The sequence below is a fragment of the Xenorhabdus sp. SGI 60 genome (genome assembly GCF_056632175.1).
In genome coordinates, this window is sequence record NZ_CP196860.1 from 1,732,791 (window position 1) to 1,754,053 (window position 21,263).

The 21,263-nt window shown below is 42.2% G+C and carries 16 protein-coding genes and 8 pseudogenes; 10 read left to right on the top strand and 14 right to left on the bottom strand.

The annotated features are described in order from the left end of the window. Positions 1 to 98: 98 nt before the first annotated feature. Positions 99 to 1,229: pseudogene (locus ACSJJG_RS08440) on the top strand (ISAs1 family transposase). A gap of 59 nt (positions 1,230 to 1,288) precedes the next feature. Here ACSJJG_RS08440 and ACSJJG_RS08445 read toward each other — a convergent pair. The 6 genes and pseudogenes from ACSJJG_RS08445 to ACSJJG_RS08470 all read right to left on the bottom strand — a co-directional run bounded on the left by ACSJJG_RS08445 (position 1,289) and on the right by ACSJJG_RS08470 (position 4,332). After that, positions 1,289 to 1,726: a hypothetical protein gene (locus ACSJJG_RS08445; RefSeq protein WP_189761331.1), complete on the bottom strand. Its 438-nt coding sequence runs from the start codon at positions 1,724 to 1,726 to the stop codon at positions 1,289 to 1,291. A 377-nt stretch (positions 1,727 to 2,103) separates the two neighbouring features. Beyond that, positions 2,104 to 2,334, bottom strand: a pseudogene (locus tag ACSJJG_RS08450) (terminase TerL endonuclease subunit); the annotation flags it as partial. Positions 2,335 to 2,387: 53 nt separating this feature from the next. Then, the gene (locus ACSJJG_RS08455) at positions 2,388 to 2,648 is read right to left on the bottom strand and encodes a phage major capsid protein (RefSeq protein ID WP_223281895.1); all 261 of its coding nucleotides are present in this window, start codon (positions 2,646 to 2,648) and stop codon (positions 2,388 to 2,390) included. Positions 2,649 to 2,785: 137 nt separating this feature from the next. After that, positions 2,786 to 3,169 (bottom strand): hypothetical protein, encoded by a 384-nt coding sequence (locus ACSJJG_RS08460; RefSeq protein ID WP_189761330.1) that lies wholly within the window; start codon positions 3,167 to 3,169, stop codon positions 2,786 to 2,788. Between the two features lie 2 nt (positions 3,170 to 3,171). Beyond that, complete coding sequence (locus ACSJJG_RS08465; RefSeq protein WP_189761329.1) at positions 3,172 to 3,399, bottom strand: hypothetical protein; 228 nt, start codon at positions 3,397 to 3,399, stop codon at positions 3,172 to 3,174. Positions 3,400 to 3,637: 238 nt separating this feature from the next. Then, positions 3,638 to 4,332 (bottom strand): IS1 family transposase gene (locus ACSJJG_RS08470; protein ID WP_282885640.1). Its coding sequence is split into 2 segments (ribosomal slippage): positions 3,638 to 4,083 and positions 4,083 to 4,332, totalling 696 coding nucleotides; the frame shifts between segments, so codons are not numbered across the junction. A gap of 25 nt (positions 4,333 to 4,357) precedes the next feature. Here ACSJJG_RS08470 and ACSJJG_RS08475 point away from each other — a divergent pair. After that, positions 4,358 to 5,623, top strand: coding sequence for an IS4 family transposase (locus ACSJJG_RS08475; RefSeq protein ID WP_399494503.1), 1,266 nt, complete (start codon positions 4,358 to 4,360; stop codon positions 5,621 to 5,623). A 229-nt stretch (positions 5,624 to 5,852) separates the two neighbouring features. Here ACSJJG_RS08475 and ACSJJG_RS08480 read toward each other — a convergent pair whose 3' ends face one another. The 3 genes and pseudogenes from ACSJJG_RS08480 to ACSJJG_RS08490 form a co-directional block, all read right to left on the bottom strand. Further along, complete coding sequence (locus ACSJJG_RS08480) at positions 5,853 to 6,068, bottom strand: hypothetical protein (protein WP_481089066.1); 216 nt, start codon at positions 6,066 to 6,068, stop codon at positions 5,853 to 5,855. A gap of 192 nt (positions 6,069 to 6,260) precedes the next feature. Continuing rightward, positions 6,261 to 6,815 (bottom strand): Hcp family type VI secretion system effector, encoded by a 555-nt coding sequence (locus ACSJJG_RS08485; RefSeq protein ID WP_481089067.1) that lies wholly within the window; start codon positions 6,813 to 6,815, stop codon positions 6,261 to 6,263. 489 nt (positions 6,816 to 7,304) lie between these two features. After that, positions 7,305 to 7,454 (bottom strand): annotated as a pseudogene (locus ACSJJG_RS08490) (winged helix-turn-helix domain-containing protein); the annotation flags it as partial. Here ACSJJG_RS08490 and ACSJJG_RS08495 point away from each other — a divergent pair. Then, positions 7,451 to 7,846 (top strand): annotated as a pseudogene (locus ACSJJG_RS08495) (phage portal protein); the annotation flags it as partial. The pseudogenes ACSJJG_RS08490 and ACSJJG_RS08495 sit on opposite strands and share 4 nt — an antisense overlap. Before the next feature lie 187 nt (positions 7,847 to 8,033). Further along, the gene (locus ACSJJG_RS08500; protein WP_189760628.1) at positions 8,034 to 8,378 is read left to right on the top strand and encodes a hypothetical protein; all 345 of its coding nucleotides are present in this window, start codon (positions 8,034 to 8,036) and stop codon (positions 8,376 to 8,378) included. An 81-nt stretch (positions 8,379 to 8,459) separates the two neighbouring features. Here ACSJJG_RS08500 and ACSJJG_RS08505 read toward each other — a convergent pair. Further along, positions 8,460 to 8,763 (bottom strand): annotated as a pseudogene (locus ACSJJG_RS08505) (hypothetical protein). 122 nt (positions 8,764 to 8,885) lie between these two features. Here ACSJJG_RS08505 and ACSJJG_RS08510 point away from each other — a divergent pair. Together ACSJJG_RS08510 and ACSJJG_RS08515 are read left to right on the top strand one after the other, a co-directional pair. After that, entirely contained in the window at positions 8,886 to 9,119 is a 234-nt protein-coding gene (locus ACSJJG_RS08510; RefSeq protein WP_189760627.1) for a phage holin family protein, read from the top strand. Further along, positions 9,091 to 9,339 (top strand): annotated as a pseudogene (locus ACSJJG_RS08515) (IS1 family transposase); the annotation flags it as partial. The gene ACSJJG_RS08510 and the pseudogene ACSJJG_RS08515, both read left to right, overlap by 29 nt. Positions 9,340 to 9,413: 74 nt before the next feature. Here the strand turns inward: ACSJJG_RS08515 and putP are convergent. Next, complete coding sequence (gene putP / locus ACSJJG_RS08520; RefSeq protein WP_481089068.1) at positions 9,414 to 10,898, bottom strand: sodium/proline symporter PutP; 1,485 nt, start codon at positions 10,896 to 10,898, stop codon at positions 9,414 to 9,416. A 519-nt stretch (positions 10,899 to 11,417) separates the two neighbouring features. Here putP and putA point away from each other — a divergent pair. Then, positions 11,418 to 15,398, top strand: a complete 3,981-nt coding sequence (gene putA, locus ACSJJG_RS08525; RefSeq protein ID WP_481089069.1) for a trifunctional transcriptional regulator/proline dehydrogenase/L-glutamate gamma-semialdehyde dehydrogenase — start codon at positions 11,418 to 11,420, stop codon at positions 15,396 to 15,398. 204 nt (positions 15,399 to 15,602) lie between these two features. On the opposite strand, the gene fliZ is transcribed toward putA, so the two are convergent. The 3 genes and pseudogenes from fliZ to ACSJJG_RS08540 form a co-directional block, all read right to left on the bottom strand. Next, complete coding sequence (fliZ, locus tag ACSJJG_RS08530) at positions 15,603 to 16,115, bottom strand: flagella biosynthesis regulatory protein FliZ (RefSeq protein ID WP_189760624.1); 513 nt, start codon at positions 16,113 to 16,115, stop codon at positions 15,603 to 15,605. 53 nt (positions 16,116 to 16,168) lie between these two features. Further along, on the bottom strand, positions 16,169 to 16,891 hold the full coding sequence (locus ACSJJG_RS08535; RefSeq protein WP_047771773.1) for an RNA polymerase sigma factor FliA: 723 nt from the start codon (positions 16,889 to 16,891) through the stop codon (positions 16,169 to 16,171). A 274-nt stretch (positions 16,892 to 17,165) separates the two neighbouring features. Further along, positions 17,166 to 18,206 (bottom strand): annotated as a pseudogene (locus tag ACSJJG_RS08540) (FliC/FljB family flagellin). Between the two features lie 275 nt (positions 18,207 to 18,481). Between ACSJJG_RS08540 and fliD the strand changes: the two are divergent. From fliD to fliT, 3 genes and pseudogenes are all read left to right on the top strand, one after another. After that, a pseudogene (fliD, locus tag ACSJJG_RS08545) lies at positions 18,482 to 19,944 on the top strand (flagellar filament capping protein FliD). Between the two features lie 13 nt (positions 19,945 to 19,957). Continuing rightward, positions 19,958 to 20,368, top strand: coding sequence for a flagellar export chaperone FliS (gene fliS, locus ACSJJG_RS08550; protein WP_481089070.1), 411 nt, complete (start codon positions 19,958 to 19,960; stop codon positions 20,366 to 20,368). Next, positions 20,368 to 20,742, top strand: coding sequence for a flagella biosynthesis regulatory protein FliT (gene fliT / locus ACSJJG_RS08555; protein WP_481089071.1), 375 nt, complete (start codon positions 20,368 to 20,370; stop codon positions 20,740 to 20,742). The genes fliS and fliT overlap by 1 nt, the downstream gene beginning before the upstream one ends. Positions 20,743 to 21,263 lie beyond the last annotated feature (521 nt).

Here is a 21,263-nt window from a genome sequence, read left to right on the forward strand (position 1 = left end):
GGCAAGATCACGAATGTTTTTTAACCAAAAATGAAATGGGTTGCGTCGAATAAGACACTGTGATCTTATACTCTCTTTTGAGAGTGAAAATCTATACTATGTGCCTTGATAACTTTACCCTGCACTTTTCCGCGATCCAAGACCCTCGTCAGAGTGCGAAAGTCACCTATCCTTTATTTGACATCCTGTTTGCGTCACTGTGTGCCGTGATTGCGGGTGCAGAAGGCTGGAATGATATTCAGGAATATACCGAAGGGCATCATGATTGGTTCCTGAAGCAAGGTATGTTCAAAGACGGTGTCCCGGTTGATGATACGTTTGCCCGCATTATTTCACGTATTAATCCGGAACAGTTTAATCTCTGTTTTATCAACTGGATGCGTTCAGTTCATAAACTTACCCAAGGTGAATTAGTGGCCATCGACGGGAAAGTATTACGGGGTTCTTATTAGCCTGAAGAACGCCTTTCCACGCTTCATCTGGTGAGCGCTTATGCCACCACGAACAAACTGGTGATGGGCCAGGTTCGGACACAAAAGAAGTCCAATGAAATCATGGCAATCCCTGAGCTGATTAAATTGTTAAACCTAAAAGGGACGCTGGTTTCTATTGATGCCATGGGGTGTCAAACCGAGATAGCCCAGGCACTCCTTGATGCCGGTGCGGATTATTTGTTCCGTGTCAAAGATAACCAAAAACATCTCCACAGGGCGGTTCAAAAGGCATTAGAAGCCCAGCGTATTGCGCCTTCGGTAAGAGAAAAAGTCACGTTAGAACAAGCCCATGGACGCCTTGAAATCAGGGAGAGTCATGTTATCAGCGCTGAGACACTCAGGGAGGAATTCCCCGCGTGGCCGGCATTAAAAACTCTCGGGGTTGCCATCGGTTACCGGCAAGAAAAAGGGCCATCGCCGAGTCTTGAATATCGCTATTACATCAGCTCAGCGACATTGACAGAAGAAATCTTTGCTCAGGCAGTACGCAGCCATTGGGGTATTGAGAATAATTTCCATTGGGTATTGGATGTGACGTTTCACGAAGATGATTGTCAGATTTATCGCGAAAATGCGGCGGAAAATATCGCGATACTGAGGCGAATTGCATTGAATATGTTGAAAAAAGAAGGCAGCAAATTAAGTATAAGAAAGAAACGTATGCGAGCCTGGATGAAAACGCAATTTCTGGAACAAGTATTACAAGCGGGATTTTATCATTTGGGTGATATTTGAGCATTCATGCGGTCGCCCTGACCCCCACTGCTTCACTCAATGAAATGAAAATATGTCGGTTATTCCTTTGGAATCATTCTTAAAGCGTCATTACGTGACTCTCGGTAAATATCTCCAAGATACATACTCTGTGAAGCCGCATATTTTACAGCAGACCCAGCGCCATCAATGTGTTTTAATATATGTTGTCTAGCCGCATAGGTAGGCTTTATTCTTTTATAAACATCAAGCCACCATTTACTTCCATATTTTTTAGTTATTTTTCCCTTTATTCTTTGAAAGTATTCTCTACTATCAGTTCCATCATAAGAAGCCAATAAACTAGCCCAAATCATTTTTTTATGAATTGATAATGGGTTATATTCCCGTTGAATTAATTCTGCTCGTACATCTGGATGTAAGAGTAAACTACCATCAGATATTTTACGTTTTATCCACAAGCGTTTCGCAAATTCGTAGACATGCTTTTTATCTTCTTTTTCTAAATAGGTTTTCATAATACTGAGAGTATCAGATGTTGGCGTTCCTTACCCCGCGCTCCGCGCGGGGTAAGGAATACTCCTATCATTTTGAAACGCTATTTAGGGCTAATGTATGATGAGGCCAACTTTCAAGGTCATCTATAAGAGATAACTTTCTTATTAGGTCTTGATATTCTCCAGCGTCGTTCCTGCTATACATACTTGTTGTCCTTTTTTCACTAAACGAAACACCAAGTATTCAATACTTTTTTTGGGTATACCAGTAAAAGTAGGTCAGGATATTAAACATTCTGGTTCTTGATACGTTACGCATAATAATAATTTAATATTATAATTGATTGATTTTATTTAACATAACTCTCTGGAGACAATACCTCAAATCAATTAGTTATCTAAATTCCATCAAAGTTAGCCAATCTCTGTTTCTGTTCATCATTTTGGCTAAATGCAAATTCTTCATGCTCTACCTGCCATGTGCCAAAACTCATCAGGAACGCAATGGCGGGATCTATTTTATTCGCTGATTTCTTTTTGTTCGGTTTGATATTGGCGTTGGCGTCCGTTTCCATCACCACATTGGACATTGCCCATGCGAGTATCGGATCGCCATTATGACGAATAACGGTATAACCACCATCGGAGGGGACGCCTGTAGACAAGGAGCGCGTTTCGCCGGTCAGAATATAATTGTGCAGCTCGTCATTGCTGAGTTTGTCGCTGGCTGGCGAGTCTTCGCCTGATTGCGTTCTTCATCAGACAATGCCTCATAACGGGCAATTTCCGCATTGAGTGCATCAGACTGGTTGCGCAGCTCGTCAAACTGTTTAGCTTCATCGGCAGTCAAGGAGCGCTTTTCGTCTTCGGCTTTGGTAATCAGTGAGCGCATTTGTTGGGTTAAATCGGCTTTCTGTTGGCGTAATTCGAGAAGTTTTTTCATGGTTTTTTTTCGGAAAAGTTATTTTTTCAGTAAATAACTTTTAACATCATGAAAATAATAAGGAAGAATTATGATTCTGTTGAGCAAGCATACAAATATAGAAATGGCGATGTGAATCGCCATTCTAATAATAAAAATCATTCCTTCACTTTTATTGTGTAGGTTTTATTAAATTTATCTACTTTTGTAAACATATTACCATAAACACCACCAGATATTTTTATAGTTATTTCTCCAGCATGTATAGGCGTCCCTTGAATCTGAATACGGCTATAGTCTTTTTCTGTTGCTGGCAAAACAGGGGTTGTATAATCGCTAGGATTCCATGTTAGACCTGAGTTTGAAGGTGTTATTTTGGCTGAAAAACCCATATTTATAACACCCGGTATATTTATTATTTCATTATATGGAACTCCTACCTGAGCATCTTTTAAATAGTTTCCATCAGGATAAATGGAAACAGTCTGTCCTGTACAAGCAGAAACAAGTAAGATAGATATAATGAAAAAAATATTTCTCATTTTTATTTTATTGGTTTAAAAACCAACCCTCCAAATGTATGTTTTAAAAAATAATTTAACTCATTATTAGGTTTAACCCGCTCACTAATCCCTCCCCAAGTAAACATATTTAAATTAACTATTTCATTTTCACTATCTAGATTTATTGACTTTCCTTTTGAGCTAACTTCACCTTCCCATACAATCCAATGATTTTTACCTGAAGTTTCACCAACTGATCCTTTTAGCATTCCAACCGATATTAAACTTACAACAATATATCCTTTTCTTATATAATTGTTTAAAGTTATTACATATACAGGATCTTAAGCATTAACTGTATATTTTAGATAGAAAAAAGGCTTCATTTATGATCTGATAATCGTCGCCAAACTAATACCAAAACCACGGATGAAGCCTGTGACGATTATTGCTATAAAACACCAGTTAATGCAATTTTTGGTCACGTATTCAAAATGTTGATTGGTCTTAAATATAATATTCTCTTTCGATAAAAGTCCCGATGACTTTGTCATGCATTTCCGGTGATTTTGAATAGCCTAATGTTTTACGATTCAGCCGCTTAATTCGGTTTCTAAGGGTGAGGTTTTCACGTTCAATACGCTGCGTAAAACTTTTTCCGATGAGGTGTTTATCCGTGGGCAACAAGATGTAAGCCTTGAATTTATCGGTACACCAAAAAGCGACGTTAAAGTGCGATAATTTTTTGAGCAGTTTCTTCAACGTCTTTTTGCTTCGTCGGCCGAAAGTATGGGCAATAATACGCTTCAGACGAGGCTCCCAAGCATACCATAACCAACGTTGTTGCTTTTTATTCCCAACAAATGACCACATCTCATCGACTTCACAGATGAGCTCAATTTCCACCTGTTCCAGCGGTAATGTGGTTACACATCGTGGGGACAATTTTTTAAAGTGCGAACGACAGCATTAATACTGATATGTAGTGCCCGTGCAGTGTCACGGATACCGGCATTATTCATGGCAAGATCCACAACTTGTTCTTTTATGCCCGTCCGGCAAGCACGATAAGCATATTCAAGCTGAAAAGTACGGCGACAAGACAGGCAACGATAACGCTGACGTTCACCTTGACCCGTGCCATGTTTTCTTACCGATTCGGTTTGTTGACAAAATCGACATTTCACTTCTACCGTTGCCATCTGATTTCCTGAAAAAGTGAGGAGTATACATGAGAAACAACAAATTGAATACGTGACCCAATTTTTTAGTGATGTTTCTTTGCAAAAGATAGCGTTTGGCTGCGGATTTACTCAACGCATTAGAAATATTGAACCCCGCACATTGCTGCTTAGCCTGATTACGGCGCTCAGCACAGATAAAATCACCTCCATTGCCCAACTACATCAGAAGTTTAATGGCTTGTGCCCTGAGATTCGGCAACAAGTCAGTTACCGACCCTTTTACAATCAATTACGTAAACCGGCCTTTGAGGAATTTGTGAAAATTATTGTCAGGTTTGTCATGGCACAGTGGGTTGAAAAACACGTCGCGATACCGAAAAAATTAGCTCAATTTCAAAATGTTATTTTACAAGATGGGCGTTCATTCAAAGTGCATCCTGCGCTCGCGGAAGTTTTCCCCTCTCGATTCAAAACAACCTCTGCCGCCATTGAATGCCATATGACGATGTCGTTATTGAGCCAGACACCAACAGGAATGGCGGTGACGGCCGATACCGCGTCTGAACACGCTCATTTGCCTGCACCGGCCACATTACGCGGGCAACTCTTGCTTGCGGATGCAGGATATCCGGCTTTTGATTATTTTGAACAACTCTCCCATTTTGGCGCGGCATTTATTGTCAGGGGAAGTCAATCGCTGAATTCTCAGATTATCACCGCGCACACTGGACAAGGGAAACCGCTGCGGAAACTGGCCGGAAAAACCTTAAAAGAAGTCACCCGCAGAACCAACCGTTCAGAAGTCTTGGATCTGTGCTGTCGGAGAAAGGGCTATGAATTCCGGATCATCCGTCGCTGGTTTGCAGAAAAGAAGCGGTTCTGTATTTGGCTGACAAACTTACCACCAGAGGAATTTACCGCGAATGACATTATGGACATTTATCGTTGCCGCTGGCAGGTCGAGTTGTTATTCAAGGAATTGAAATCACACACAAACTGGCACGGATTTACCACCCGAAAAGCGTCGTTAGTCACTGGGCTTGTCTGGTCAAGTTTGCTCGCGTTGCTGGTCAGGCGGACAATGGCAAGACGACTATTTCCAGACGCTTCTTTGCTAAAAGCAGCAAAAAATACGGATATGTGGTTACGGCCAATAATAGAAAATTTGATCCAACGAGCGTGGTCGGAAACCGGTTTTTTACTGGAAAAGGCGAGGGAATATTTATGCCGGAATGCTTTCAAAACACCGCAAAGAAAATCATGTAAAAACAAAACATTGGAGGCGTGTTTTGAAAGGCTTAATTCTTAAGATCCGGTATATGAAAGTTATTATCTCATTGATATTACTATGGGAAAAAACACTTATATTATCAAAAATTTTCTCATAGCCTGCTTTCTCAAACCATTCGATTAATTTCCCCCACATTGTAACTCCAGCTGTTTCAGCTTCAACTTGATTATAGCTAAAAATAGCATTTTCTGAGTCTCTTAAGCTCGCTAATGTTATCCAATCTAAACCTGAAATTGTTGGTTCTCCATTATATTTGCATAATATAAGTCACGGAAAGATTGTCGTCTGTTTCCTGAGTGACATGCTGTTGAGTTTCATAATTGCTCTGTAATTGTGCCTGAAAAATATCAAGCAATATATGATAGCTTCCCCCTTCGTCCTGACGATAAATAATCAAATCATAAAGTAACTTTTCAGCAGGTACATTCGATTCTATTTTTGTGTAAACGGTATAGGTCGGCATGGTATTAATCCTTTAAAATATGAAACTCAGGTTTCCTTTTGTCATCAGTGAGATGCCATTGAGTAAAACCTTGTTTATCGGTCTTCCCTTCTTTTATCTGACCATCCGGTAGGCAAACCCGATACTTGCGTTCGGTTAAAAGATTGCCGTCATCATCCACACAACGATAACGAGCATGATGTTTAGCGGGTTTTACCGGAGTTCTTCAACCAGCGGCTTCTTAAGTGGCTTAACATTCGAGAACCCAGACAATAGTGGCCTGCCTTCTTCACGCCCGGATAATTGCGTAATGCTATAACCCGATGTGCCCGCGGTAAGATGCCGGCATGAAATAGACTTATAATCAATCTGCACTGTTTCATACGGTATCTGGTCATTACTGTCTATCGAATGAGGATAATGACAGGTAAAATCAACAATGGTTGCCCCTGTCAGTTTGATTTCATAAAAGGCTTCTAATTGCCCCAATTGACTGGTTCGGTAACACAAAAAAACGGCCTCTAACAATTCATTACCGTCAATTGTCATTGCTAAGAGCGGCGAGGATTTATCAATAGGCTTGGTAAAGCTAACGGGGTGATGATGTGCGTTCTGGTCGCGGCTCACTGAATGGCTGATACTCAATATCTGTATTTCGTCTTCCCGACCTGCCTGATAGCGGTTTCCAATGGATTCAGGCGTTGAGCACCCGGCTGAAATTAACCCCTGTTTCTTGCCTTTGAGTGACAAGTAAATAATATGCGACATTTTGTCTCCTGTGATCTGACTTCCGAAAATACCGAATAAATAAAGCAGAATACAACAGGATTATTTATCTATTCCAGCTTGAGTGAAAGCGCAGCAATGAATTTGTGATTAATCTCTGTTTTTTAAAGTAAATCAGAAGATTACATCGCTTAAATTTCTGGTAGCACCAAATCAGGCTGATATCGTATTTTACATCTTTTGATTTATCAGGCTTTTGTTTACCTGTCAGAGATACCCCCCTAAAAATCTTTTTCGTACTCTCAGTTATGCACCCTCTGCACAATCCCCTGAAAGCCTTGCTACATCTGGGTTTATCGCAATTAATATGATATTCATTAACTGTAACCCCTATTCACCTCTTTTTTACTCTAATGAAGAGAATGTATATTTGATGTATAGCTAAAAAATAACTATACATCTATTATTTTCTTTTAAATATAGATAGATATTTAAAAAGGTGTATGGAATGCAGACTAAAACCTAAAAAGTTTATAGAGGGGATTTAAAGTCCCTGCATTCAGGTACAGACGGCAACCACTCTTCGGCTTCTTCTGACAATTCAACGTTATAAGAGTAGCCTTTCTTGGTTCGTACTTTCCGATACTCCTTTTTGTATTCCAGCATAATTTTAGGTAGCGATCCCATCCGTTCTGCTGAATGAAGCCTCGACGCTGTTCCGCCGTAAATATTACCTCAATGGCTCGCACGCGGGGTACATTCTCTATATCAGTGATGCTGCACAGAAAACCGATGATGTGGATAAAATTCGTGAAGCCCTGAAAAGTAGTAAAGGCCCCGGCAACTTTCGCAATTTGTTTTTGTATGGCCCAGGCGGCAAGAAAGACGGCATTCAAACTATCCCCTTGTCCGAAGCCGCGGCGAAAGATGAATTCTTGCATATCAAGAACGTGAGCCGTGATGACATGTTGGCGGTTCATCGTGTACCACCACAAATCATGGGGATCATTCCTGAGAATACAGACGGCTTTGGGAATGTGGAGAAAGCGGCCAAGGTGTTTGTGTGTAACGAATGACTGCCACTGCAAGGGATCTTTCGAAGCCCGCCGATACTGGCGCTTTGCGGGGTATGAAATCTTCATTTGATCTTGCGGATTTTGACAGGAAATGGCAGGCTTTATGCGAGAAAATATCACTGGGTTTTTATTCGAAAACGGAAACGACTTAGCGGATATGTCATGATAGTTTGCAGGAGTTTTTATGGCTCAATTACCTACATCCAATGCGTATGTTAATGCTTTTATTACATCCGAAAGAAGACATTTAGCCGGGTGGCGCAGAAGCATTAATCCCAATGTGAACGTTATATTTCTTGATGATATGCTGCAACAAAACGGCGCTTATTTATCATTAAATTATGATAATGATTACCATTTAACAGCACTCACTTATCATCCTGCATCCCCTGCAAACGGGGTATTAGTCTTATTTCGAAACAACTTATGGCACGATCTTGCGTTCAATCAGATACATTCTAGATATATAAAAGTTGCTGTCAGACGCATTATGCGATATTGGACGCCCAGTCATTGGCGAGGGTTTTAATGCATATTTCAATCTCGTTATATCGCTACATAATGACGGTATTGAACACTATTTCGTGACATGTCACAACTTCACCTCATGTCAACCCAGCGTAACCCAACATGAGGCATCGTCGGAAAAGCAGCATTCAAAAATCGCAAGCGCATCACCGCACTTGCCACGCTGCTGCGTTGCCAGCGCCTTCTGTTTCTGCTGCACTTCGGCATCATCTTTGCGGATCAGCAAGGTAAGGTATTCAACCACATCATAGGGATCGCGTCCCGGTCTTCTCAATGCACAATTGCGTTTCAGCATATCCAGTTCCTGATTATCGAACAGCAATTCTATTTTGTTCCTGCTGGCGTTGACGTTGGGCTGCTTTGCGTTCTGCGGGGGATCTAGCCATTATGTCTTCTCCCTGATTACCAGGTGGATGTGGCAAACGACACAAAAACAGCTCTTCAAACTCTTTTTCTGACCAACTCCCACGAAGCTGTTCCTCACTCAATCGGCTTTCTGGCACCTCAAATGCGTATGGACAAATACACCAGCCCCTCTGCTTACGGATGGGGCGCATTTACTGCAATGCTAGGCGCACTATCATTGAATAACTGGGCGGTCATCATCGGTATTATTTGCACGGTCGGTACATTTGCCGTGAACTGGTACTACAAACATCGGGAATTCAGTAAACATGAGAAAGAGGGAAACCGATTATCGGCGTATCGGGACAAAACTACGGAAAAAATTATACCGATTTAATGTCGTTTTTTGGTGTACGGATAATTTCAGTGCTTACAGCATGTATCGGTAAATAAACACCTCATCGGAAAAACTTTTACACAACGTATTGAGCGTGAAAATCTCACTCTCCGTACCCGAATTAAACGATTAAACCGTAAAAACACTGGGTTACTCAAAGTCAGTTGCAATGCATGATAAAGTCATTGGTACCTTCATTGAACGAAAATATTATATTTAACCCCAATCGACGGATTGAATATATGACCAACAAATCAGCCCCTGAATAATCAGAGGCTTTTTTATTTTATTGGGCTATTTAGTCTTATAATGCGCTTCTGCATCAGCAAAACGCTGTTGTGTCGCTTGGCTTGGCGCTTTTCCTAGTAAGCTCACCATAATAATGGCAAGCGTCGCGAAGATAAATCCCGGAATAATTTCATACAGGGAAAACCAGCGGTATTCCATCCAAACCAGTACAGTAATAGCTCCCACCAACATACCAGCCAGCGCACCATTACGGGTCATACGTTTCCAGAGTACTGACATCAGTACCACAGGGCCAAATGATGCACCAAATCCCGCCCAGGCATTACTCGCCAGTGCCAACACCTTATTATTCGGGTTAGTTGCAATCACAATCGCGATAGTTGCTACCAGCAGTACCATCATACGCCCCACCCATACCAATTCTTTCTGGCTAGCCTTGGTACGGATAAAAGCTTTATATAGATCTTCCGTCAATGCACTAGAACAAACCAATAGCTGACAACTTAAAGTACTCATAACCGCAGCCAGTACAGCAGACAGCAATATGCCGGTGATCCACGGATTGAACAAAATACCAGCCAACTCTATAAAGATGCGCTCACGGTTTTGCAATACAGCAGCAGCTTGTCCTGGATATAATTCAAAATACGCGATACCAAAGAAACCCACTGCTACAGTTCCCCCTAAACACAACAGCATCCACGTCATACTAATACGACGAGCCTTATGAATAGTCTGGTGGGAATCTGCCGCCATAAAACGCGCCAAAATATGCGGTTGGCCAAAATAACCAAACCCCCAGCCCAACAGGGAAATAATGGCAATGATATTCAGCCCCTTGAACATATCCAAGTAAGCCGGGTTTTTAGCTTCAACGATATTGATTGCAGTACCAACATCGCCCACTTTAAGCAGGATCAGCACCGGCACCAAAATCAAGGCAAAAATCATCAAAGTTGCCTGAACCGTATCCGTCCAACTCACGGCCAAAAAGCCGCCAAGGAAGGTATAGGCAATTGTTGCCAATGCACCTAGCCAGATGGCCTTTTCGTAGCTGATGCCGAACGTGTTTTCAAACAACAATCCACCAGCTACAACACCGGATGCACAATAAATGGTGAAGAAAATCAGGATAACCAGAGCGGAGATAATACGCAGGATTTTACTCCGGTCTTCAAAACGATGGGTGAAATAGTCTGGTAAAGTTAACGCGTTATTATTTATCTCAGTATGCACACGCAACCTACCCGCGACCCAACGCCAGTTCAAATACGCCCCCAGCAAACAGCCCAACGCGATCCAACTTTCTGAAATACCGGAGAAAAAGATCACTCCCGGCAATCCCATCAATAACCAGCCACTCATATCAGAAGCGCCAGCAGATAATGCGGTTACCACACTACCTAATCTCCGTCCACCCAATATGTAATCATCAAAATTCTTGGTGGAACGATAAGCCGCAAAACCTATCAACAACATCCCTGCGATATAGATAATGAAGGTAATGAGCATTGGTGAATTTACTGTCATGCAGGTTCTTCTCCATAGTGTTTTTATAAATTATGTCTCTGCAAATGTGTTATTTGCGTAAATAATGTCATCTATGCTTGAAGTACCTTTAAGTGATACCTCATCATCTTCTTGACCAGGCTGTAACAAGTTGTACCTGAAGATGCCATTAGTTTCCATGTGTACTATTTATGCTTGTAATTATTTTAAAATTACATTCTATCCTAGTTTAGCTAAAACATTTTTAACAACTAATTAACTATGTTTTTATAAAAAACGCTTGCCAAATCACATTTATCGCCCCGAAAGTTGCACCTGAAATTGAATAACGGGTTATACCTGAAATTTAACAATTATAATAAAACCAATAAATATCAATAAAATAAATAAAAATCAATAATAAGTTTCACTGAGAAAATAGTGAAAACAAGATTAATTTCACAAATTTAGAATGACTGCTTTTAACAAGGTTGCACAAAGTTGCAACATGAAAGATATTGTTATGTAACTTGTTATAGTCTTACCTATTAAGGAGTGAAAATGGGTAGTACCACTATGGGTGTAAAGCTCGATGAAGCAACGCGTAATCGAATCAAAGCCGCAGCACAACGAATTGAACGCACACCACACTGGCTAATTAAGCAAGCCATTTTTAATTATCTTGAACGTCTGGAAAATGAGGGAAAACTCCCAGAAATATCAGCAGGTCAGGATAACAAAGAAGAAATGATTTCCGAAGTAGAATCACAGATTGAGGTGCCTTATCAACCCTTTCTGGATTTTGCCGAACATATTTTACCCCAATCGGTGAAACGTTCTGCAATTACTGCGGCCTATCGCCTCCCCGAAATCCAAGCAGTTCCTATGCTGCTACAACGTGCACAGCTATCAGAAGAACAAGCGAAAGCAGCTCACAAACTCGCTTATTCTATTGCTGAAACGCTGCGTCAACAAAAACAGGGCATTGGCCGCTCAGGTTTGGTTCAGGGATTGTTGCAAGAGTTTTCACTTTCTTCACAAGAAGGTGTGGCATTGATGTGCCTCGCCGAAGCTTTGTTACGTATCCCCGACAAAGCAACCCGCGATGCCTTGATCCGCGATAAAATCAGCAACGGCAACTGGCATTCTCATTTAGGCCAAAGCTCCTCCATGTTTGTCAACGCTGCAACGTGGGGTTTGTTGTTCACTGGCAAGCTGGTGTCCACCCATAATGAAGCCAAGTTATCCAAATCCTTAAATCGTATTATCAGCAAAAGCGGCGAGCCGTTGGTACGCAAGGGTGTGGATATGGCGATGCGCTTGATGGGTGAGCAATTTGTGACGGGAGAAACCATCGCCCAAGCCCTTGCCAATGCTCGCAAACTGGAAGAAAAAGGCTTCCGTTATTCTTATGATATGCTTGGCGAAGCCGCCTTAACCGAAGAAGATGCGCAAGCCTACATGGTTTCTTATCAGCAAGCGATCCACGCCATTGGCAAGGCATCAAATGGCCGGGGTATTTATGAGGGGCCGGGCATTTCCATCAAACTTTCTGCCCTGCACCCGCGCTACAGCCGCGCCCAGTACGAACGTGTGATTGATGAACTCTATCCTCGCCTGCTTTCCCTGACCTTACAGGCTCGCCAATACGATATCGGTATCAATATTGATGCAGAAGAAGCTGATCGTCTGGAAATCTCCCTCGATTTGTTGGAAAAATTGTGTTTCGAACCAAAACTGGAAGGCTGGAACGGCATTGGTTTTGTTATTCAGGCTTACCAGAAACGCTGTCCTTTCGTCATTGACAGTATTATTGATTTGGCACAGCGCAGCCGTCACAGATTGATGATCCGGCTGGTGAAAGGAGCTTACTGGGATAGTGAAATTAAACGTGCCCAAATTGATGGCTTGGAAGACTATCCGGTCTATACCCGCAAGGTCTATACCGACGTTTCTTACCTTGCCTGCGCCCGCAAACTGCTCGCTGTCCCTAATCTGATCTATCCACAATTTGCTACCCATAACGCTCATACTTTATCCGCCATTTATCACCTGGCTGGACAAAACTATTATCCCGGACAATATGAGTTCCAATGTCTGCATGGCATGGGGGAGCCGCTTTATGAACAAGTTGTCGGTAAGATCTCCGAAGGTAAACTCAATCGCCCATGCCGTATTTACGCACCGGTAGGCACACACGAAACATTACTGGCCTATCTGGTGCGCCGTTTACTGGAAAATGGGGCTAATACTTCGTTTGTTAACCGCATTGCCGATACGTCACTGCCGATTGATGAATTGGTCGCTGATCCGGTAAAAATTGTACAGGAATTGGCGCAAACTGAAGGGCAAATCGGCCTGCCACATCCTAAAATCCCTCTGCCACGTGATTTATACGGCAAAAAACGGGTTAACTCATTAGGGCTAGATCTCTCCAATGAACATCGTTTAGCTTCTCTTTCCAGTGCCCTGCTCAGTTCTTCAATGGAAACGTGGAACAGCGAACCGTTGTTAGGTGGTGATTACCAACCGACAGGAGAACTGCCTGCAACTAAGCCGGTGAACAATCCCGCCAGAAATTCCGATATTGTGGGTTATGTTCGTGAAGCCACTGAACAAGAAGTCAACCACGCGTTGGATATGGCTACCGATGCCGGCGCAATTTGGTTTGCCACTCCTCCCTCAGAACGTGCCGCAATTTTAGTGCGTGCAGCGGAGTTGATGGAAAATGACCTGCAAGCTTTGCTCGGCATTCTGGTTCGTGAAGCGGGTAAAACATTCAACAATGCGATTGCCGAAGTGCGCGAAGCCGTAGATTTTCTCCATTATTACGCAAGCCAGGTTCGCCAAGACTTTGCCAATGATACCCACCGCCCACTGGGGCCTGTCGTGTGTATCAGTCCGTGGAACTTCCCGCTGGCAATTTTCACCGGCCAAATCGCTGCTGCACTGGCAGCAGGCAATAGTGTTCTGACAAAACCCGCAGAACAGACGCCACTTATTGCCACCGTTGCGGTCAAAATATTGCACCAAGCGGGTATTCCTCGCGAAGTGCTGCAATTACTGCCCGGACAAGGGGAAACGGTGGGAGCGCTACTGGTTGGTGATGAACGTGTACGCGGTGTGATGTTTACCGGCTCTACCGCAGTTGCCAGCTTGTTGCAACGCAATATTGCCGGCCGTCTTGATGCACAAGGGCGCCCGACACCGTTGATCGCAGAAACCGGTGGCCTGAATGCCATGATCGTCGACTCTTCCGCGTTAACCGAACAAGTGGTTACCGATGTCATCGCTTCTGCTTTTGACAGTGCAGGCCAGCGCTGTTCTGCCTTGCGTATCCTGTGTGTTCAGGAAGATGTCGCTGAAAGGACTATCGCCATGCTGAAAGGCGCGATGGCTGAATGCCGGATGGGTAATACTGAGCACTTATTCACAGATATTGGTCCCGTCATTGATGCAGAAGCGAAAGCGGGTATCGAACGTCATATCCAAACCATGCGTACCAAAGGCCGGACTATTTATCAGGCGGCATACGAAAATACCACCGATAGCCAGGCGTGGTCACAAGGCACTTTCGTCAAACCAACGCTTATCGAGTTGGAAAGTTTCGATGAATTGAAGAAAGAAATTTTCGGGCCAGTCCTGCATGTTGTCCGTTTTAAACATAATGAGTTGGATAACCTGCTGGATCAAATCAACACGACAGGTTATGGCTTGACATTAGGGATCCACACTCGTATCGATGAGACCATCGCCCAGATCACCAGCAAAGCGAAAGTCGGCAACATATATGTCAATCGTAATATAGTCGGTGCTGTCGTCGGCGTGCAGCCATTTGGTGGCGAAGGTTTGTCAGGCACAGGGCCAAAAGCCGGTGGGCCGCTGTATCTGTACCGCTTGTTGTCACAACGCCCTCTCAATGCCGCCAGCCAAACCCTGGAGCGGCAGGATACAGAGTATGAGATTGATGCCAAAGCCCGTGTTGATCTGCACTTACCCCTCTATAAACTGGCAGATTGGGCAACCGGGCAGAATAATGAAACATTAGGCCAGGTGATTCAGGAATACAGTTTATTAGCACAAGGCGGAACAATACGCTTATTGCCGGGACCAACCGGAGAGCGCAATACTTATACCCTACTGCCGCGCGGTCAAGTTCTTTGCCTTGCAGACAACGAACAAGATGCATTGGTGCAATTAGCCGCAGTACTTTCTGTCGGTTGTCAGGCCCTTTGGGAGAAAGACGAACTGCATCAAGGGCTACAACGCCAGTTACCGAATGAAATTCACCGTTATATCCATTGGGTTAACGATTGGCAGAATGAAGAAACAGCGATGGAAGCGGTTATTTATCATGGCGATTGTGACCAATTGCGCCGGGTGTGTGAGGGGGTAGCCCAACGTAAAGGGCCGATTATCTCCGTACAGGGTTTTGCCCGTGGTGAAACTAATTTACTGCTAGAACGCTTACTGCATGAACGTTCATTAAGTGTTAATACGGCAGCAGCAGGCGGTAATGCGAGTCTGATGACAATTGGTTAATATTATCGGGTAGCGTAATTTTTTCGTTGAGGCCACTTATTTAGTCATTAAAATAAGTGGCTAAATTAAATGGTTAAAAGTAGATTGATTTAAGATAGTTAATTAAAATTAATTTATTATAAATACATAGAGGGGAATGCGATTACCACACATTCCCCTCTGAAATCGTTTCAATTTGACAACATTATCTATCGGTATAATTAATCAATGACCGTTCTGTTGCCAACTCAGATATTGTTCATATTTACGCAGTGCAATATTGTAATTGCTGAAAGCAGATTGGGATAATTTCTCGCTGAGTTTTTCCTGAATCTTTTCTGTCGTAAACTCACTGGTCGGATAATTACTTGAAGTCAGCAATTCATCCAAACGCCTTAAACGAACCACATACTCACGCACAGTACTATGACTCATCTCTGTTTGTTCAAACAAATACTGTTTAAATGACATAATGTCGAAATAATCAGTCTGGCTATTGCAATAAATTTCACTACAAAAGCGGCACAACGCCACAAATTTACCCTGCAACTCATTCCAGGTTTTGTCATCCACCAATTCAGTCATCTCAGAAATAGCTTCTTTATTGATGACCTGACCGTTAAAAACCAGCGAAATACGGTCAAGGGTTTTATGACAGTGCAGACAATGAGTCTGGCTGTGTTTATAATCTTTGATATAACGGCTAAGAGGCCGTTTCTTTTGTGTTGTAATAGACATAAGAGATAAAGCCCTGTGTATAGTCTTAACAAAAAAAACAAACAAGCAAAAAGTTACTTCTCTGGATTCAAACGCGCCCTCAACCTTTTTATCGCCTGGCTGTGAAGCTGACTTACGCGGGATTCACCCACATTAAGCACCGCGCCGATCTCTTTAAGATTCAGTTCTTCCTGATAGTACAACGTAAGAACCATCTTTTCCCGTTCAGGCAACGATTCTATGACATCGATGACCCGCTGACGAAGATCACCTTCCAGTAATTGTTGCAGAGGATTTGCCTCATGCTCCTCCTCGATCACTGGCTCACAGCTTTCACCGTGAATTTCGTGCCATTCGTCATAAGAAAACAGTTGACTGTTATTCGTGTCTAACAGTATTTGCCGATATTCTATCAGATTAATCTTTAATTCTTTAGCAACTTCCTGCTCACTGGCTGGACGGCCTAACTCTTGCTCAAGTTTACGGATGGTCTGCGTGACTTCACGTGCGTTACGCCGCACACTACGCGGAGCCCAATCACGGCTCCTCAACTCATCCAACATTGCACCTCTGATGCGCTGTACCGCATAGGTGGTAAAGGCGGTTCCCTGCATGGAATCAAACCGTTCCACCGCATTCAGTAAGCCTATGCCACCGGCCTGAAGCAAGTCATCGAGTTCTACGTTGGCAGGCAACCTGACCTGTAGCCTCAATGCTTCATGGCGAACTAGTGGTACATAGCGCTTCCAGAGGCTATTTTTGTCCATCACGCCTTCGGCGGTATACAAATCGCTCACAACAACAGACACCTTTGGATAAGAGACTGGATACCATTATCCAATCCCCTAATCGGTACAATCGTTGGAACAATGAAGTAAAAGCACTTCTTTTTCACCTATGCGAAATTTTTGCTGTCCGCCCAAATGCATAATCAGTTTCAGGCTGTCCTTGACGATCTTGATAAAAACAATCATTAAAAACTAAAAAATAAGGATCGGCGAACCGATCCTTATTTTATAAGCATTGTCTATGCAGGTCGCCCTGCATAAGTGCTCAACTGGGAAATAAAAATTAACGCAGCAGAGACAGAACAGATTGTGGAATCTGGTTCGCCTGAGCCAGAACAGAAGTACCCGCTTGTTGCAGGATCTGACCACGGCTCATGTTGGAAACTTCAGTTGCGTAGTCAGCATCTTCGATACGGCTTCTTGCAGCACTCAGGTTGTTAACGGTATTGTTCAGGTTGTTAACGGTGGATTCCAGACGGTTTTGTACTGCACCCAAGGAGCTGCGCATGCTGTCAACTTTAGACAGAGCTTCGTTTAATTTAGCCAATGGGTTTTCTGTAGGTTCGTGCTTTGTCCCGGCTTTTTTTGCTGTTTCAAGATTGTGTTTGCAGGTGTCTAGCGCCGTTTGTTTAGTTAGTTTTAGCAGCTGCGCCAGTCCATTCTGTTTTCTGCGCTCAGCCAATTCTGTTTTAGCCTTTGCTTAATACTTCTGCTTTAGAGCCTTTTACAGCTTTTGTTTTAGCTGCATCTTTTTTAGATCTGCTTCTTCAGCTTTTGTATCTGCATCTTTTTCAGATCAGTGATGGAGATCCTAGCTAAACCCTGATTCTTTATCAATTTTTTCCAGTTTGATATCGATTATTTCACCATCATTAGCGCCAACCTGAATTTTCATAGTATCATTTTTGCTCAGTACTTTTACGTTGTTGAACTGAGTTTGTTCAGAAATACGGTCAATTTCCGCCAGACGCTGAGTGACTTCTTCCTGAATGGATTTCTTGTCACTTTCAGAGTTAGTGCCGTTTGTAGACTGAACAGCCAGTTCACGGATACGTTGCAGGTTGTTATTGATTTCGTTCAGGGCACCTTCGGTAGTCTGGGCAATGGAGATACCGTCGTTAGCGTTACGGGAAGCCTGATTCAGACCTTTAACGTTAGCAGTAAAACGGTTAGCGATCGCTTGACCAGCAGCGTCATCCTTCGCGCTGTTAATACGTAAACCAGAAGACAGACGTTCAATAGCAGTACCCAGAGTACCTTTAGATCTTGTCAGGTTATTTTGCGCCAGCAGAGATGAGTAGTTAGTATTAATGACTGATGCCATAGTAGAGTTCCTTTTAAAATCAAGTCGATATAATTAGTTTGAGCCTTTTGCTCACGGTGTTCATCACCGCCAACAGTTTTATCGGCTCCTTAAAAAGAACCTTTAATATTTCTTTAAAAAACTTTTTTATTTTTTTCTCGCTTTTTCCCGATACCCCAAACAGCGCCTGTTCTGATCAATTATTCCGTCCATCAAAAAAATCATTTTGTCAGTAAACTTTTCGCAAATTAATCCGATAACATGTCCAGTGATGCTTTTTATTAAAAGGAGTCAATATGGCTAGCATTTCCTCCTCGGCAGGAGCCTTATCCGGGTTAGATCCAAATTTATTAGATAAGCTTGAAGCAAGCGAAAGAAAACGTTTACAACCAATAACCCAGCAACAAACCAGCTATAAAGCTAAACTTACTGGTTTCGGTACGTTAAAAGGGAGTTTGGAAAAATTAAAGAGTGCATCCGAAGAACTCAAAAAATTCGATAAGCTCAATACTACTAAAGCAAGCGAAGATCATAAAACATTTACGCCGAGTACAGATTCTAAAGCCAGCCCGGGTAACTATGTTATTGAAGTCCAACAGCTTGCCAAAGCTCAGTCTTTGCAATCTAAAGATTTTCCTGACGTAAAAGCCCCGTTAGGAGAACAAGGTAAAGGCACCCGTACCATTATTATTACCCAACCGGGTGAAGAGAAAGCAGGTGAAAAAAAGAAGAACCAATACGCATTTCCCTAAAAGATAATGAAACGTCCCTGATTGAAATCCGTGATGCCATTAATAAACAAGAAGGCAACGTTAATGCCAGCATCATCAAAGCAGAAGATGATAAAAACTATTTGATCCTGACTGCGAAAAAAGCCGGCACAAAATCAGTTATGACGATTGAGGTTCAAGGTGATGATAAGTTAGGTGAATGGCTGAACTATAAGTCTGACGACAAAGGCAGTGGCACTGGTGCAATGAAACAAGTGGTGGAACCTGCCAATGCAAAATTAACAATCAATGGCATTAAGATTGAACGTCAGACTAATGAAATAAAAGATGCACCAGAAGGCATTACCCTGAATCTGAAAAAGATTTCAGAAAAAGAAGAAGTCGAAATCAACGGCAAAACTGAAAAAAGACCGGTGGCGGAAACACTGGTGGTTTCTCGTGATATTGAGCCAATGAAAGAGGCGATTAAAAAATGGGTTGATGCCTATAATGAGCTACAAAACACGTTCAGTTCATTGACCAAATACAAGAAAGTTGGAACAGGTGAAGCACCTTCAAAAGATAATGGTCCCCTACTTGGTGACAGTACTTTAAAAGGTATTCAAAGCCAGCTAAGACACCAGCTCGTTGTGGCACAAGATGTTGCTGATATTGCTACCCTAAATAGACTGGGCATCAAACAAAAATTGGATGGTACACTGGAAATCAGCGACGAAAAACTGGAAAAAAAACTGAAAGAGAAACCCGCCGATGTTAAGGCTTTCTTTATGGGTGATGGAAAAAAAACCGGTTTTGCAACCACAACTTATAATTTCTTGAAAAAAACCCTGGATAGCCACGAAGGAACTATCGCAACAGTCACTGACGGCATCAATAAGAGTCTAAAGACACTGGAAAAACAAGCAGAACAGACGAATAGAAATATTGAAGCCACAATGCAACGTTATAAAAAACAATTTACCGCGCTGGATAAACTGACCACTTCAATGAATCAGGCAGGTTTATCCCTGGCCCAACTTTTAAGATAATAAAAGGACACTAATGTATCAACATTCGGCAAGCCAATTATACGCTCAGGTAGATCTTGAGAGCGAAATTATGAATGCCTCTCCCTATCAGTTGATTCAGATATTGTTCAACGGGGCGCTCAGCGCCCTACGTCGTGCAATCATTCTGATGCAACAAGGAAATATTCCAGAAAAAGGAATAGCTATTTCAAAGGCGATTAATATCATTGATAATGGTCTCAAAGAGGGATTAGATTTCGAGAAAGGCGGCGAGATTGCCCAGAATCTTTTTGCTTTATATGATTATATGGGTCGCCGTTTACTCCATGCCAATTTACGCAATGATGAGAAGGCTATTACCGAAGTGATTGATTTACTTACCGAGATTTCAGATGCTTGGCGGCAAATAGGTCCTCATTACAACGCCAGTCAGGATATTGTTTAATGAAAAATGATACGGATCTTTTGTCAGCTTATCAGCAGATCCTTAGTTTAAGTGAGCAAATGATTGATTTAGCTAGAAATGAAAAGTGGGATGAACTTGTTGATATGGAGATCACTTATCTGAAGGCAGTAGAAGTGGTGACTTTACTATCAGAGAACTCAGACGCACCTATTTCATTACAACAGCAATTAACCAAAATTTTGCAAACTGTCTTGGATAATGAAAAAGAAACTAAGAGATTGTTGCAAAGAAGGTTAAATGAACTCAGTGACCTGATTAAACAGGAAAGTTGTAAACAACTCTTACATGATACATACGGACAGTTCCCAACTAATAACTATGAAATGGAGTTGATTACGACGGAATCAAAATAGACAAAACACAGGCACCAGTGATTCCATTTCACAATAACTCTGATTAATGGTGTCATTTATTTTTTATTTCAGGCGGTGTCAATTCGTCACTATCGTTTTTTTGGTTAACCTAATTCGGCACTTTATTGTATTTATAATTTGCAAACAATCAAGATATCTTATCTATAATTTTTAACAAAAAATTAACCAACAAATGATAGTGGCGATTCATTAAGGCAATTTACAGGAGATATTATCATCACATATTATTTTTTAATTAAGGGATGAATAATGCAAACAAACTATATAAATAATATCGTTATCATCATGATATTCTCCATTCGAGAAATAGGATTTTCTCAGTATCAATTTTAATTGACAGCTATCCACTGGAAAAAGATAAGTTACCGATAACGTTTGCGGGCTGGGATTAGATAATAAATAATCACCCTCCTCCAGTTGGAAGAATAAATGCCTTGAAATATTTACAACAGATTTTTCGGTGCATTTATGCAACTGACTGAAATAGCCACATCTGAAAG